We start from the raw sequence: 13,442 nt of genomic DNA, 5'->3' as shown, positions 1-13,442 counted from the left end.
CGGACGGGGCCGGGGCGGGGCCGGGGTACGGGTGGTCCTGGGCCTGCCATGATCGTCTCAGCGTTGTCCCACGGCGGCCTTCGCCCTGGGCCGGCCGGTCAACGGCTGTCCTCTTTACGGCGCAGCCGCCACGCAGCCGGGGATCCACCGTGGGCCAGGACCACCCCGGTGACCGTCCCGACCCCCAGCAGCACCGCCCACACATGGTGTGCGCAGGCCCAGCGCGGGTGTCCCGGAGGGACGAACAGCGCAGCCTGGTCGGGCAGCAGCACGGCAGCGATCACCAGCAGCACGAGCCCTGGCGCCGCCACCATCGCCCCGTGCTCCCCCTCGGTGAAGCGCAGCCCCAGTGCGGCCAGAGCCAGTGAGGTCACCACGAGTGCCGCTGCTTCCAGTGCCAGCCCACCCCAGGGGAAGAGCGCACGTGCCTCGGGCGCCACCGCCAGGCGGGCCAGGGCCGCGACAGCCACCCAGATCGCGCACGCGGCCAGGAACACGGGCACTGTACGTACAGCGCGCTGGAGCAGCCGCGTCACCGGGACGACCACGGTTGTCGGGGCGGCCGGGTCATCGAGTGCGAAGCCGGCGCCGAGTGCCACGGCGACGGCGCCCACCCTGCTCAGCATGGCCCCACCGGGCAGCCCCAGTTCGGCGCCGACCAGCATCGGCACGGCTGCTGTGAGCAGGCCGACGAACCCGCCCAGCAACAGCGGAATGCGCGGCGCCAGTCGCAGCGAGGGGCGAAGCAGGCTGGACACCAGCCGTGCGGTGGGCACCTTCGTGCGCGACCCGGTGGCGACCGGGGCCGGTCGGGTCAGCAACCCGCCACCTGTTCAGAGGCGGGGAGGGCTGCCGGGGCCCGGGCGCCGAGCAGTTCGGCCGCGCGGTCCACCGAGGTTCCGGGCGCGGTCAACTCGGCCCAGTTCTCCGTGATCGCGGCCTTGCTGCGCCGGGTCGATCGGTCGATCAGGTCGGAGGCGAGCGACGAGGCACGGGTTTCGAAGGAGAGCCCTGCGGCCGAACCGAGCAGGGGCAGAGTGATCCCGCCCCCGAAGGTCCGGTCGTATGTCGAGCGCAGCGCATCCCGGGTGCCGGGGGTGGCCTCGCCGGCCAGCCACAGTACGAGCACCGCACGGGACCCGCACACCATGGACAGTTGGGGTTGTTCGGGGACCTTGCCGGTGACGACCCGGTAGGCGAATTCCGTCGCGAATTCGGTCACCGCATCGCTCTCGCGGTCGCCGCCGGCCGCCCCGTCGCTCCAGTCCGTACCGACCGTCACCGCGCCGGGAGTTCCGGCTGCGATGTCGTCACGGGCCCAGGAATCCAGCGGTGCCGCCGCTCCGCTGCTGGTGGTGCCCGCCAAGGGGAAGACCCGCTGGCGGACGGCGTACCCGGAGCGCGGCACGCCTTGTGGCGCGTACCGCAGCACGCCTTGGCTGACCTTCGCCCACTGCGCGGTCCACTTCTCGAAGCCGGGGAAGGCGCAGTAGCTGATGCCGCTCCGCTTGACGCAACTCTGGTGTGCGGCCGGATGCTCGGTGAACGCGGCGCGCTTGTCGGCGACCGAGGACGAGATCCCGCTGGTCTGCAGGAACCCGGCGGCCAGCACCCCCGCCAGGGCGACAGCGGCGAGCGTCCGCCAAGCGGTGCTCCGGCCACCCCCGGCGCGCATCACCGCCACCGCGGAGAGGAGAACCACCAGGGCCCCCAGCCAGAGGAGATGAGCTGCCGCCGGGCGGTTCACCAGAGCGGTCGGGAGTGGGGCCGCGTTCGCGTTCTCGAACGCCAGAAGTCCGAGCCACCGCCAGCGGGAGCCCGTGGCGATCGCCCCCGCGAAGGTCAGCGCACCCAGCCCGGCCAAGGCCGTCGGAGCGATCGCGCCCGCCGTGGCGAACGTCGACAGCAGTACGCCGACAACGCCGGCCAGCAGCACGCAGAACGGGCCGGCCAGCAGCTCCCACGGACGCACCTCGCCCACCGCGCCGGGCTGTGCGGACAGGTACCCGATCCGAGCCACCGTCAACAGCAGCGAGAGCCCTGCCGCGGGCAGGAGCGACAGCAGATGGGCGTGGACCCGCTGGGCCCGGCCGACGACCAGCACCTCGTACGTCGGCTCGGTCGAGTGGCGATGCGAGCGCAGCGCGCCCTGGTTGGCGGCCAGCAGGACTCCGGCGGCCACCAGCAGCAGTGGCAGGTGGATGGACGAGGACTCGTCCTGCAGTACAGGGAACCGGTGGGCACGGTCACCCGTGGCCAGGTCGTAGAGCCAGGGTGCCGCGTAGAGCGCGGTGGCAGCCGGCAACGCCGGGTGCCGCAGCAGGCGTACGGACTCGACCCGGGCCAGCGCGAGGGTCGCCGACCGGCCGCGCGGGGGCGTGCTCGGTGCGGGCCGTGGTCGGTCCAGGATGTCGTGTGCGCTGCCGGAAGTGGCCGGAGGCTTCATCGCGGTGTCCCCCGGTCCGCCACGGGAGTTCCGTCGAGAAGCAGCAGATAGCCGTCTTCCAGGGTGGGGGCGACCAGATCGGCCCCCGGCGGGGGACTGCCGATATTGCGGAAGGTGCCCTCCCCCGTACGCCAACCGGCCAGCGCGGCTGTGTCCTTCGCGCCGCTCGACCAGACTCGTCCCGCCGCGACCGCCACAAGTTCCGAAGGCAGTCCCTGGAACTTCACCACACCCTTGTCGAGCACGATCACCCGCCGACACAGGGCGGAGACGTCCTCGGTCTGGTGGGTGGACAGCAGGACCGTCCGGCCCTCGCCGAGGTCCGCGACGAGTTCCCGGAACCGCAGGCGCTGTTCCGGGTCCAGGCCCACCGTGGGCTCGTCCAGGATGAGCAGATCGGGGTCGCCGAGGATGGCTGCGGCCAGCGCGACACGCTGCCGCATGCCACCGGACAGCGCCTTGATCCGTTTGCCGCGCTGGTCGGAGAGGCCGACCGCTTCCAGGGCTCTGAGCGTCTCGCTGCGACGTACCTTGCGGTCGGTCATCTCTTTGAGAATCGCGACATAGTCGACGAATTCCAGTGCGGTGAAGTGGAGATGGAATCCGGGGTTCTGCGGGAGGTAGCCGAGGCGACGACGGATGGCCAGCTTCCCCTCGCCGCTCCGGGGGTTCTCGCCGAGCACGGACAGATCACCCCGGTCCGCGGGGATGGCCGTGGCGAGCACCCGGAGAAGGGTCGTCTTGCCCGCCCCGTTCGGCCCCAACAGCCCGGTTACACCTGGCAGTAGCCGGAACGACGCACGGTCGAGCGCCGGGCGCCCCCGGTAACTCACCGAAACTGCGCGGACGTCCACTGGACTGCCCCGATCGGGCATCGGTATTCCCCCTGGATGTTGATCGAAAGCGGGCGGGCCCGCCGAGATGTGGCAGACGTGGGCGGTCAGGCGGACAGGCGGTGGAGGTTCCACCGTGGGCCCTGATCGAACCTGTGGCGCTGGACGGCGACGAAACCGATGGCCGCCAGCGTCATGAGCACGGCCACGCCCTGCCCCGGGACGGTGAGCAACAACGACCGGGTGGTGCTGCCCTGCCCGGCGAGCCCGGCCGCCACCAGCCAGGCCGCGCCCGTCGCCCGGGCCGCGACTCCCGGACCGAGGAAGGCGGACAGCGCGAGGGTCAGGGACGTCACGGCGAGCGAGGGCGCCAGCCAGCCGAAGAGCAGCAATCCCTGTACCGGCAGCGCCAGGGTCACCAGCGCGCTGAGCACGGTGCTCGCGAGCAGCACGGTGGTACTGCGGAAGAGGATCAGTCGCAGGCTGTGCATCGGGGTCACCAACCCGAGCTCGTACATCGGGTCGAAGGCCGTACCGTACGACAGGGCCACACCCGCCGACGGGATCAGCGGCGCGACAACGAGCAAGAGGGTGGCGGAGGCGCCCGGCGAGAACTGGGCGGCACACACGGTGAAGAGCAGGGTGACCAATGAGGTGCCCCACCAGGACCGCCGGAGTACCGGGGTCGCCATCGCCAGCCGGGCCATGTGATCCGGGACACCAAGACCTACCAGGACTCGTTCGGCCAGGCTCCGGGACGGCGTGTCCAGTGCCTCGGAGAGCAACTTCCATCCGGCGTCGGTTCGTTGATCCGGGAACTCCCGGGCGAGCAGCTCCCGGCAGGCGGCGCACCGGTCGAGATGGCACTCGGCCGCCACGAATCGGTCAGTCGGCAGCGAGCCCTGGACGTAGGCCGTGATCTCCCCCGCCAGGAGGTGCGCGGATTCCCCGCTCATGCCAGTTCCTCCCGCAGCCGCCGTCGCGCCCGGTTTGCCCGGGACTTGACGGTCCCCTCGGGGATCTTCAGCACCGCCGACGCCTCCTTGGTAGTCATGCCGTCCAGCACGGTGACGGTGAGCACGGTCCGCAGGTCGGCGGGCAGTCGGCCGATCGCCGCGCCGAGTTCGCCATGGGCGATGTCCTCCAGGGCCACTTCCTCGGCTGACGGCGATCGCTCGTCACGGTCCCGGAACCGTATGAGGAGCTTCTGGAGGCGCTGTCGCGAGCCGTGGCTGCGCGTCGAGTCCGCCAATCGGCGGGCGCAGATCCGCCACAGCCAGCCGGCCACGTCAGCGTTCTCCCGCTGCTGGTACCGGGAGGCGCCGCGCCAGACACTGACGAACGCCTCCTGGACGACGTCGTCCACCAGCGCCGCGTCCGCGCAACGGTACCGAAGCCTGGTGGTCAACCATGGAGCGTAGTGACGGTAGAGCAGCTCGAACGCAGCCCGGTCGCCGTCTGCCACGGCGCACAGCAGCATCGCGTGCTCCTCGTCCTGCTCCATCTCGCTCGCCACACCCACTGATCGTCATCACCGCCTCCGGCGGTTCACTCCTGGCGCGACTATTTCGCCGACAGGTGCGCCCCGCGGGCAAGTTCAACCGAGCCCGGGTCTCACACGCACACGCGAGAGGAGGAGCGCACAGCGGACGGGCCGTCAATTCGCCATGCGGGCAAATGGTTTCGACCAGCCCCTTCTCGTCGTTGGCGACGAACGGCCGCCGCTCCCACTCTGGAGACTCACTCACCGCTGATGTATCGGCGGTGGCCATCTTCCCTCCCTGACATCGTTGGGTGAGACGTCGAGTGGTCACAGTTCCGGCTGTGACGGCCGGCAGCCGCAGTGCGTCGAATGATCATCACGCGGCCGGATGGGGACGGCCGCCCCACCACCAACCCGGTGAACGTACGTGGTCAGAACAACTCCCATGTGCCCGCGACTCGACATGCACGACCCAGCGCAGCCCCGCTACCTGCGAACGGTGCGAAGGCGCCGCTGTGTGTCTCTGGCTGGATCAGCTTCGGCCAGTTCGTTGGCCACCGCGATGACCTGGTCCGCGAGGGAGCTGGTGCGGCGCGGTTTCGCCCGGCTGTCGATCGACGAGGAGGTCTGGCGACGGCTCGGGCAGCGCGACGCCGGGCTGGTGCTGGGAGTTGAAGCGTACGACCGGCTCAAGGAAGAGGTCCGCCGCGAGCAGCGGCAGGAACTGGTCGAGTTGATGCGGGCCGGGCGCGACGTGGTGGTGGACTACAGCTTCTGGAGCCGCGCCGCCCGCGACGACTACAAAGCGCTGATCGAACACCACGGTTGCCGTTGGGAGTTGGTCCACCTCAAAGCCGACCGCGCCACGCTGCAACGCCGCCTCGACCTACGGAACGGTGTGGAGGGCGCCAACGCCGTCACGGTGGATGAGGCGCTGTTCGACCGCTACATGACCAACTTCGAGGAGCCGAACGGAGAGGGCGAGCAGGTCGTCACGCAGTCCCCGACCTGAGTTGAGGATCTGGACCCCTTCGTCGGATGGTGACCGTCCGGACGGGGAACGCACCCCGGAGCATGGCCGCGCCCCGGCCGGCCGGGGCCGGACACGGGGCGCAGCGCGTGGGTGCGAGGTCGGTCAGTCCGTCAGTTCAGGTCCAGATGTCCCAGCCCTGGAAACCGTTGTCCTGAGAGGTTCCGTTGCAGGTGTAGCCCCGCAGGAGGTCACCGTTGTTGGGTCCCGCGTTGGAGTCGTCCAGGCAGCGGCCGGTGGCCGCGTTCTGGAGCACCTGCTCGTAGTAGCCCTTCGCGGTCGTGCGGTTGACGATCCGCCAGCCCTGCCAGCCGGCACTGAAGCTTTGCGTGAGGCAGGGGAAGCCGCGCAGGTAGTCGCTGCCGTCCGAGTGGCTGGAGTCGTCCAGGCACAGTCCGGTGGCGCCGTTCTGGAGCTGGGCGTAGCCGTTGGCCAGGGCGATCGCCTTCCATTTCTGCCAGCCCCCGTCGTAGTTGCTTTGACCGCAGGCGAACCCGCGCAGCAGGTTGCCGTCCGCGACGTTGGCGTCGGACGAGTCGTCCACGCAGCGGCCGGTGTTGTTGTTGCCGCCGAGCTGGTAGCCCGGACTGTTGACGTCCCACCGGTCGATGTTCCCGTACGCCTGCGCGGTGCCGCCGGTGGCGGCGATCCCACCGAGGACGAGCGTCGCGGCGAGGGCGCCTTGCACGGCGCGTTTGGTGATGGTTCGCATGGCAGTTGAACCCCCGTGTGCGTGCGGAGGGCAGTCCTGATACTTCCCCCCGTCCACGGCGAGCCTACGGTCGTCCGCCAACGTGCCAAGGAGGCGAAATCAAGCCAAAGTGTCACCTTTGCGAAGATTTCAAGGACCAGCCGACCACGGTCGGGCCTCCCCCACCGGCCGCTCCGGCGACCGGGCATCGCCGCCCATCGGCCCCATTCCTGGGGCTTCGGCTTCCCTGGCGGTGTTCGGTGCGACGCCGCCCGGGGCCGTTCGGCTTCTTACAGGCCGCCGCGCTTGCTGGGGAATGTCTTCAGGACCGCCTCGACCTTGTCCGGGTGGTCGGGGTCGTTCGGGTTGAAGTCGACGCGCTGGCGGATACCACCGCGGAAGTCCACGTGGTAGGTCGTGCCCTTGACCTCCAGTTGGCTGTTGATCGCGAGCATCGAGGAGGGGATCTCCGCGCCGATAGGCGGCAGCAATCCGCCGGCGCGGGTGGAGGCGTCGTCGGCGGGGGCGGTGGCGTCGTCCCGGAGCTGGCGCGGCGTGTGGGTGAGCATGCGCTGGGAGATGCCGGGGATCTGGCGCTGCAGGTCGGTGTAGCGCAGTGGGCCGTCGTCCAGGACGGCGGTGATCAGCATGCCCCACTCGTCGCCGACCCGGTCGAGGACCTGCCGGATGAAGGCCATGTGTCCAGGGCATCCCGCTGCTCCTGCTCACACCGCCGGCCGTCGTCCAGGCCGTGCTGCCGGAGTGGAAGGAACGCGGCGACGACGCATTGCTGATGACCACCGGCGCGACCGCGGTTCACCCCATGCCGAAGGCGAGCGGGGTCGGCCCGCTGATGGCCGCCGCCCGAAACTGGCTCTACTCCCTTGGGTCAGGCGAGGGCGAACTCGCCGGCCTTCACACCCGCCACGAAGCAGGCGAACGCGGCGGCGGGGAAGGCCAACGCCGGACCGCTCGGGTCCTTGGAATCACGGACGGGGACCACCCCGCGAGTAGTAGCGAGGTTGGCGGCGACCTCGATGCAGGCACCACCGTTCTCACTGTATGAGGACGTAAACCAGCGCGGAGTTTCGGTCGTCACGGACTGCCCTTTCGTAGCCGGTTGATCACGGCCACCGACGCCGCCGGCGACAGCGCATCGGCCTGTAGTTGATGGTAGGCCGTCAACATGGCAAGCACGAACGGGGTTTCACGTTCAAAATGTCCCCGCTGGGCAGACTCGGCGTACGAGATGAGCGAGCGATCCGGCAGGGTCAAGAGGTAGACGGGCAGACTGAGCGATCGACGGACCCCCATGCTGAACGGTGCCACTTGGACCACCGTGTTCGGCAAGTCGGCGAACTCAACCAGCCATGCGAGCTGGGCGTCCATGATCGCGCTGTCCCCAATCGGTCGTCTGAGGCAGCTCTCGTCGAGCACCACGAAAACCAGGGGAAGCGGTACCCGGTCCAAGGACGCTTGGCGCTGTGCGATGAGCGCGTTGCGTTCGTCTCCTTGCTCGGGGGTGATCGCACCGCTCTTGACGGTTCCCGCCGTGAGCGCTGCCGCGTAGTCCGGGGTCTGGAGCAACCCCGGTATGACGCCGACTTCGTACAGCCTGATCTCCGCCGCTTTGGCCTCGTGTGCGACGAACTCCGGAAACCCTTCCAGCAAGGCGTCCGAGCGCACGGCCCTGCCCTGGCGTTCGAGTTGGTCGCCCGTCCCGAGCACCTTGTCAGCAATGGTCGTGAAGCGGGGAATTGGAGGACGGCGGCCAGTTTCGACGGCTGAGATATGCGTGCCCGAGTAGCCCATGCGCTCGCCCAGCTCGTCCTGCGTCCACCCGCGCTCGTCCCGCAGCCTGCGCAGACGCTCACCGAACGCCGCAACTGAGTGGTTGTCGGCGCGGGAGTTGTACGCGAGCGAACTGGCCTACCGGCGGCAGCAGTCCGGCAGGACGCTGATGGAGCTCGCGGCGTTGTGCATGTACGAACAGTCCTACCTGCACCGGCTGGAGCGGGGGCAGCGCCTCGGCACCGTCGAGGCGGCCACGGCGCTGGACAAGGTGTACGGCACGGGGACGCTGCTGGTGAGGTTGCGCAAGCCCGCGACCCGCAGACATGGACCGCGCAACTGGAACACCTCATCGAGGCCGCCCAGCAGCCGTACTGGCCGAACACACCGTGAACGCGCTGTCGTAGCGCCCCCAGCCGTGAACGGCGCACACGGCGACCAGGCCGTGTTGCACGCACTCACCAGGCGCGAACGTGACACCCACCACGCCTTGCGCGTGCTGTAGGCAGTCTCCATCTGGCTGAGCACGGGCCGGGCGAGGGGACTCAGCGGGCGGGAGCCGGCTCGGACGACGGCCGCCACTCCCGCCTGATCAGACCGTAGACCCACGAGTCAGAGACCTCGCCGTTGACGACGCAGTCTTCGCGCAACGTCCCTTCACGCACGAAGCCGAGCTTCTCCAGCACGCGGGCACAGGCCACGTTGCGCGTATCGGCCTCGGCTTGGACGCGATTGAGATCCAGGGTGTCGAATGCCCACCGCAGCAGAGCGCGCGCGGCCTCGGTCGCGTAGCCGTGGCCCCACGCCGCATCGACGAAGCAGTAGCCCAGCGACGCGCTGCGGTAGTCCGGGTTCCACCTGGTCAGGCTGCACCATCCGATGAACGCCCCGTCGGGGACACGATCGACTGCCAGCCTCGCCCCGGTGCCCTCCCGAGCCATCTGCCCGCAAGCCGTGATGAACCGCTCGGCGCGCACGCGTTCGGTCCACGGTGGCGCGTCCCAGTAGCGCAGCACGTAGGCGCTGCTGTGCAGCGCGAAGAGGTCGTCCGCATCCGCGTCATCGAAGGGACGCAGTCGAAGGCGAGCGGTGTGCAACGAGGGGGCCGGCAGCGACATACTCACGTTCCATCCTGTGATCGGTGGCCGATCAATCAGACATCCGCTACCGGGCACTCGCAATGGGTTTTCCCGGCGGGCCGGCAGAACGACGTGAGTGGGCCCGTCGACCGGCCGGGAGTCTCCCCCGCCACACGATCAGGGTCCTTCCGCGGCGGTGTTGTCGGCCGCGTTGTCGGCGGCGAGCCACCCTGTCGGGTTGCCGCAGTCGAAGTACCGGCCGGTGACCGGGTGGACGAGGACGTTGTGGTCGCGGGCGAACGCCTCGATGGCGTCGGTCGCCTGGTACTCGCCGGTGGCCGACGACGGCGTGAGCTTCTCGAAGTACGCGGTCGCGTGCCCGGGCGGGATGCCGCGGCCTGGTCGGCTGCGAGTTTACCGAGGCGGGATGCGGGCAATCCGGGCGAGCTGTCGTGTCGTCGGTTTCGCTGCGGCGCGGGGAGCAGATTGTGGTGAGAACCGCGGAAGAGCCCGCAAATCCAGGTGCCCCCCTCCAGACCGCCCCGGTAGCGTGCGCCGGTATGACATCGGAACTGGAACGCCCCCCACTCCAAGCGGACGAACGCACCGCGCTCATCGGCTGGCTGGACCTGCAGCGGCAGATCCTGCGCTGGAAATGTGAGGGACTGAGCGACGAGGACGCGCACCGCTCGGTCATCCCGACCTCACCGGCCATGACGATGGCCGGCCTCATCTCCCATATGCGCTGGACCGAGCAGATGTGGCTGGAGGTGGTGTTCCTCGGCGGCGACAAGAAGCAGAACCCGGCGTTCGACGAGTCGAGCGAGGACGCCGACTGGCACACCGACGGCCGCCCCCTCACCGAACTCCTCGCGGAATACGAGGCTCAGTGCGCCCGCAGCAATGAGATCGTCGCCGCGGCCACCCTGGACGACGTCGGCCGCCACCCCGACTTCCGCGACGGCAGCGCCAACCTCCGCTGGATACTGATCCACCTCGTCGAGGAGACGGGACGGCACGCGGGGCACGCGGACATCGTCCGGGAGTTGCTCGACGGCGCGAAGGGCTACTACTAGCGCGGCTCCCGTACAGCGGACCCCTTCTCCCAGGAGCCAGGCCAACACGACGCCTCACGACCCATCGCGGGAGAGCCCGTAACCCTTCACCCGAGCCAGCAGGCCGTAGGTGTGGATGAGATTCGCCGGGGGTGACGCGGGATCCGTCACCGGGTCCGGGCGCCACTCGCTGATGCCGACGATCCCGGGGTCGATGATCTCCATGCCGGCAGCCCGGCGCGTGACGTCGCTACTCTTCGCCGTCGCGCCAGTGCAGCCGTGAGCGCGGTGCGGCTCAGCGCAGCGTGACCTCCAAGGTGGCGCCGTAGGTGTGGCGGGTGGTGGCCTCGATGCGGGTGGCGCCGTGGGAGCGGGTGACGCGGACCCCGTCGGCGGCGGAGACCACCCGCAGCCGGCGGCCGCGCAGCAGCACCGTGACGGTGTCCCGTGTGGTCGTGGGGTCGGCCACGGAGACGGTGGTGGTGCCGTCGTGCTGCTCGCGGACGAGTACGGAGGCGGGGCCGTCGATCTCCAACTCACCTGTGCGGTGCGGCCCTTGGGCGAAGGCGTTGGCGGCGGTGATGCCCAGGCCCGCGTGGCGTACGGCCTGGAAGGCGGTGGAGTTGGCGAGCACCGACAGCGGACCGGGCCGCCCGTGGGCACCGTGTCCGCCATGGGCGCCGCCAGATCCGTACGCCCGCAGCGCGCTCTCCGTCGCGCCCGGCACCACCGCGTACGCGAACGAGGTGGGCGCGGCGCCGGCCGGCTGGTCGCGGCCGACCGAGAAGACCTGCTTGGTCACGGCGGTGTCGGGGTTGGAGGTGCGGATCGCCCGCCGGCTGCGGGTCACGGTCTCCAGGCCCACCCGGACCTGCGCGTGCGGGTCATGGCCGGGGGCGTCGAGCAGGACGTATCCGATCGCGGTGCCCTGCCCGCCGTCGGTGTAGCGCAGCCACGCCAGCGGGGCCGTGCCGGGGCCGGTGAAGGGAGTGCCGTCGCGCAGTTGGCCGGTGACGCTCACCGGGTCGGCGGGTGCGGCGATGCGGGTGTCGAAGGTCGTGGTCACCGCGCGGCCCGCGCCGACGCCCGTACCGTCGCCGACGCCCGCGGCGAGCACCACGACCTCGTCGTCGAACAGGTACCAGGACTTGGTGGCCCGCGCGTTGCGGTAGGCGACGAAGTCGGCGGGGAGCAGGCCGACTTGGGCGGCCGCGTAGGCGGCGTCGTCGGAGAGCACCAGCCCGCAGGTGCCGTACGCGCCCGAACGCGCGCCCCCGGAATGGGCGTTGGTGGACAGCGGGAAGTAGACGTAGGTGTTCTGCGACTCCGACGACGAGGTGAACCCGGCCGCCGGGTTGTCGTACCACGCGGTGCCGTACAACTCCGGTACGGTCTCGCGGGTTTCGACGGGAGCGGTCACCCCGCCCAGCGCGTAGGGCGAGACGGCGGTGAAGTAGTCGACGCCGAACGCCTGCGTCTGGTCCTGGCCGGACAGGTAGAGGTAGTGCGCGCCCGCGCCCTGGAACCAGGGCATCAGGTTCTCGCCGCTCATGTACTCGTAGCCGCTGATCCGGGTGGAGCTGCGGGCGAGGGTGAACGCCCAGCCGGGGCGGCGGTGCACGACGCGGTCCATGGCGTGGAACGCCGAGTGCTGGGCGGGCGCGTTGAGGTCGGCGGCGGGTACGGAGGTGTCGGCGAGGATGTCGGCGTAGCGGGCGACGCTGACCGGGGAGACGAACGACGCCGGGTTCACCGGTGTCCGCGACTCCTGCCGGACGAACTTCGCGTACCCGGCGAGCGCGGCCGCGTCCGCGCCGGTGGTGTACGCCGACAGGTCCACCACGGACTCCACGACGGTGCCGACGTCGGCGTACCCGGTGCCGGTGCGGGAGACCGAGCGGCCCTTGACCGCCTCCATCATCCAGCCCTCGTAGATCAGCGGCGCGAAGCTGCCCACCACCCAGCCGTGCGCCGCCCCCACCAGGTCGGCACCCGCCAAGTAGCCGGTGCCGTCCAGGAGTTTGACGGTCTGCACGATCCGGGTGAGCAGCCCGGTGCCGTAGGAGCCGGTGTACGCGACGGACGCGTGCTGGAGATACGACCCGTCGGCGTAGAACCCGTCGGTGACGCCGTGTTGGAGGGCGTACGGGTCGATCGTGGCGAGCACCGTCTCCTGGTCCGCGACGGCCTTGGCGATCCGGGCGTCGTCGTCCAGCAGCGCGCCCTGCATGATCCGGTCGGTGGTGATGTCGGCGAGGTTGGCGCCGGTGTGGAAGCGGGAGTCGAGGTCCACGTCGCCGTCCTTGCCGGCGCGCAGGTAGGCGTCCATCGCGGCGACGTAGGTGGCGATGAGGTCCGGCCGGGAGGCGGCGACGGTGTCCTTGAGCAGGATCAGGGTCTTGGTGGCGTACTGCGAGATCGCGATCTCCCAGTTGAACCAGTTGCCGTAATAACCGCTCGCCTGGTCGCCGTAGTAGTGGTCGTAGAGCCACTGCAAACCGTCGATGACGCGCTGCTGCACGGCGGCGTCGTCCGCGAGGTCGGGGGCGCCGCCGGGCACGCGGGTGGCCAGCGCGATCTCGTACAGGTACTGGAAGGAGGAGGTGAGGTTGGTGTCGCTGGTGCCGAGGGCGAGGCCGCCGAACAGCTCGCCGCCGCCCGCCGCCGCGTCCATCGCGGTCAGCCGGGTGCGGGCGGTCGCGGCGATCGCGGCGACCTTGGCGGCGACGTCCGGCCGCGCGTTGGACTGCGCGGTGCCCGCGAACACGGCCACGGTGTTGGCCAGGACGGTCGCGCGGTCGGCGGAAGTGCCCGCGGAAGCGTTGGCGATGGCGTTGGCGTTGGCGGCGGTGCCGGCGGCCCACGCGCGGGACGGCTGCGCCGCGGCCATCAGGGCGGTCGCGGGCACCGCGGCGATCAGGGCACGACGGGAGATCTGCACGGCGGAACCCTCCAAAGGGCGGACGACAGAAAGCGCTTGCCGCATTCAAGCAAGACCCTTTCCGCATGTCACTAGGTTTCACACGATCATGAG

General features: G+C 70.2%; 15 protein-coding genes. 3 read left to right on the top strand and 12 right to left on the bottom strand.

Annotation, left to right across the window (positions count from 1 at the left end; genetic code table 11):
- Nucleotides 1-98: 98 nt before the first annotated feature.
- The 5 genes from AC13HU_RS17095 to AC13HU_RS17075 all read right to left on the bottom strand — a co-directional run bounded on the left by AC13HU_RS17095 (nucleotide 99) and on the right by AC13HU_RS17075 (nucleotide 4,783).
- Nucleotides 99-821, bottom strand: a complete 723-nt coding sequence (locus AC13HU_RS17095; protein ID WP_483042734.1) for an ABC transporter — start codon at nucleotides 819-821, stop codon at nucleotides 99-101.
- Nucleotides 815-2,446: a hypothetical protein gene (locus tag AC13HU_RS17090; protein WP_483042733.1), complete on the bottom strand. Its 1,632-nt coding sequence runs from the start codon at nucleotides 2,444-2,446 to the stop codon at nucleotides 815-817. The genes AC13HU_RS17095 and AC13HU_RS17090 overlap by 7 nt, the downstream gene beginning before the upstream one ends.
- Nucleotides 2,443-3,321, bottom strand: coding sequence for an ATP-binding cassette domain-containing protein (locus AC13HU_RS17085; RefSeq protein ID WP_483042732.1), 879 nt, complete (start codon nucleotides 3,319-3,321; stop codon nucleotides 2,443-2,445). Before AC13HU_RS17085 ends, AC13HU_RS17090 begins: the two co-directional genes overlap by 4 nt.
- 65 nt (nucleotides 3,322-3,386) lie before the next feature.
- Complete coding sequence (locus tag AC13HU_RS17080) at nucleotides 3,387-4,235, bottom strand: anti-sigma factor family protein (RefSeq protein WP_483042731.1); 849 nt, start codon at nucleotides 4,233-4,235, stop codon at nucleotides 3,387-3,389.
- Nucleotides 4,232-4,783 carry an RNA polymerase sigma factor gene (locus AC13HU_RS17075; protein ID WP_483042737.1) on the bottom strand — a complete coding sequence of 184 codons (552 nt, stop codon included), beginning with the start codon at nucleotides 4,781-4,783 and terminating at the stop codon, nucleotides 4,232-4,234. The genes AC13HU_RS17080 and AC13HU_RS17075 overlap by 4 nt, the downstream gene beginning before the upstream one ends.
- 541 nt (nucleotides 4,784-5,324) lie before the next feature.
- On the opposite strand from AC13HU_RS17075, the gene AC13HU_RS17070 reads away from it, so the two are divergent.
- Nucleotides 5,325-5,774, top strand: coding sequence for a P-loop nucleotide/nucleoside kinase family protein (locus tag AC13HU_RS17070; RefSeq protein ID WP_483042730.1), 450 nt, complete (start codon nucleotides 5,325-5,327; stop codon nucleotides 5,772-5,774).
- A gap of 136 nt (nucleotides 5,775-5,910) precedes the next feature.
- Here AC13HU_RS17070 and AC13HU_RS17065 read toward each other — a convergent pair whose 3' ends face one another.
- The 4 genes from AC13HU_RS17065 to AC13HU_RS17050 all read right to left on the bottom strand — a co-directional run bounded on the left by AC13HU_RS17065 (nucleotide 5,911) and on the right by AC13HU_RS17050 (nucleotide 8,349).
- Nucleotides 5,911-6,504 carry an RICIN domain-containing protein gene (locus tag AC13HU_RS17065; protein WP_483042729.1) on the bottom strand — a complete coding sequence of 198 codons (594 nt, stop codon included), beginning with the start codon at nucleotides 6,502-6,504 and terminating at the stop codon, nucleotides 5,911-5,913.
- 269 nt (nucleotides 6,505-6,773) lie between these two features.
- Entirely contained in the window at nucleotides 6,774-7,181 is a 408-nt protein-coding gene (locus tag AC13HU_RS17060; protein ID WP_483042728.1) for a winged helix-turn-helix transcriptional regulator, read from the bottom strand.
- A gap of 191 nt (nucleotides 7,182-7,372) precedes the next feature.
- Entirely contained in the window at nucleotides 7,373-7,582 is a 210-nt protein-coding gene (locus AC13HU_RS17055) for a DUF397 domain-containing protein (RefSeq protein WP_483042727.1), read from the bottom strand.
- Nucleotides 7,579-8,349 (bottom strand): helix-turn-helix domain-containing protein, encoded by a 771-nt coding sequence (locus AC13HU_RS17050; RefSeq protein WP_483042736.1) that lies wholly within the window; start codon nucleotides 8,347-8,349, stop codon nucleotides 7,579-7,581. Before AC13HU_RS17050 ends, AC13HU_RS17055 begins: the two co-directional genes overlap by 4 nt.
- Between AC13HU_RS17050 and AC13HU_RS17045 the strand changes: the two genes are divergently transcribed.
- The gene (locus AC13HU_RS17045; protein ID WP_483042726.1) at nucleotides 8,294-8,779 is read left to right on the top strand and encodes a helix-turn-helix domain-containing protein; all 486 of its coding nucleotides are present in this window, start codon (nucleotides 8,294-8,296) and stop codon (nucleotides 8,777-8,779) included. The genes AC13HU_RS17050 and AC13HU_RS17045 overlap by 56 nt on opposite strands.
- 40 nt (nucleotides 8,780-8,819) lie before the next feature.
- On the opposite strand, the gene AC13HU_RS17040 is transcribed toward AC13HU_RS17045, so the two are convergent.
- Nucleotides 8,820-9,392 carry a GNAT family N-acetyltransferase gene (locus AC13HU_RS17040; RefSeq protein ID WP_483042735.1) on the bottom strand — a complete coding sequence of 191 codons (573 nt, stop codon included), beginning with the start codon at nucleotides 9,390-9,392 and terminating at the stop codon, nucleotides 8,820-8,822.
- 521 nt (nucleotides 9,393-9,913) lie between these two features.
- Here AC13HU_RS17040 and AC13HU_RS17035 point away from each other — a divergent pair.
- Complete coding sequence (locus tag AC13HU_RS17035; RefSeq protein WP_483042725.1) at nucleotides 9,914-10,429, top strand: DinB family protein; 516 nt, start codon at nucleotides 9,914-9,916, stop codon at nucleotides 10,427-10,429.
- A gap of 54 nt (nucleotides 10,430-10,483) precedes the next feature.
- Here AC13HU_RS17035 and AC13HU_RS17030 read toward each other — a convergent pair whose 3' ends face one another.
- On the bottom strand, nucleotides 10,484-10,633 hold the full coding sequence (locus tag AC13HU_RS17030) for a hypothetical protein (RefSeq protein ID WP_483042724.1): 150 nt from the start codon (nucleotides 10,631-10,633) through the stop codon (nucleotides 10,484-10,486).
- 70 nt (nucleotides 10,634-10,703) lie between these two features.
- Nucleotides 10,704-13,349, bottom strand: coding sequence for a polysaccharide lyase family 8 super-sandwich domain-containing protein (locus AC13HU_RS17025; protein ID WP_483042723.1), 2,646 nt, complete (start codon nucleotides 13,347-13,349; stop codon nucleotides 10,704-10,706).
- Nucleotides 13,350-13,442: the final 93 nt, after the last annotated feature.

This window comes from Streptomyces sp. NH27 (assembly GCF_056859195.1).
The sequence above is the reverse complement of the archived record's forward strand: the minus strand, read 5'-3'. Positions and strand labels throughout refer to the sequence as shown.

Excerpts from the sequence above, each read along its gene's own strand:
- AC13HU_RS17090 (WP_483042733.1), bottom strand. The coding sequence starts at position 2,446 with ATGAAGCCTCCGGCCACTTCCGGCAGCGCACACGACATCCTGGACCGA.
- AC13HU_RS17085 (WP_483042732.1), bottom strand. The coding sequence starts at position 3,321 with ATGCCCGATCGGGGCAGTCCAGTGGACGTCCGCGCAGTTTCGGTGAGT.
- AC13HU_RS17080 (WP_483042731.1), bottom strand. The coding sequence starts at position 4,235 with ATGAGCGGGGAATCCGCGCACCTCCTGGCGGGGGAGATCACGGCCTAC.
- AC13HU_RS17075 (WP_483042737.1), bottom strand. The coding sequence starts at position 4,783 with ATGGAGCAGGACGAGGAGCACGCGATGCTGCTGTGCGCCGTGGCAGAC.
- AC13HU_RS17070 (WP_483042730.1), top strand. The coding sequence starts at position 5,325 with ATGACCTGGTCCGCGAGGGAGCTGGTGCGGCGCGGTTTCGCCCGGCTG.
- AC13HU_RS17065 (WP_483042729.1), bottom strand. The coding sequence starts at position 6,504 with ATGCGAACCATCACCAAACGCGCCGTGCAAGGCGCCCTCGCCGCGACG.
- AC13HU_RS17060 (WP_483042728.1), bottom strand. The coding sequence starts at position 7,181 with ATGGCCTTCATCCGGCAGGTCCTCGACCGGGTCGGCGACGAGTGGGGC.
- AC13HU_RS17045 (WP_483042726.1), top strand. The coding sequence starts at position 8,294 with ATGCGCTCGCCCAGCTCGTCCTGCGTCCACCCGCGCTCGTCCCGCAGC.
- AC13HU_RS17040 (WP_483042735.1), bottom strand. The coding sequence starts at position 9,392 with ATGTCGCTGCCGGCCCCCTCGTTGCACACCGCTCGCCTTCGACTGCGT.
- AC13HU_RS17035 (WP_483042725.1), top strand. The coding sequence starts at position 9,914 with ATGACATCGGAACTGGAACGCCCCCCACTCCAAGCGGACGAACGCACC.
- AC13HU_RS17030 (WP_483042724.1), bottom strand. The coding sequence starts at position 10,633 with ATGGAGATCATCGACCCCGGGATCGTCGGCATCAGCGAGTGGCGCCCG.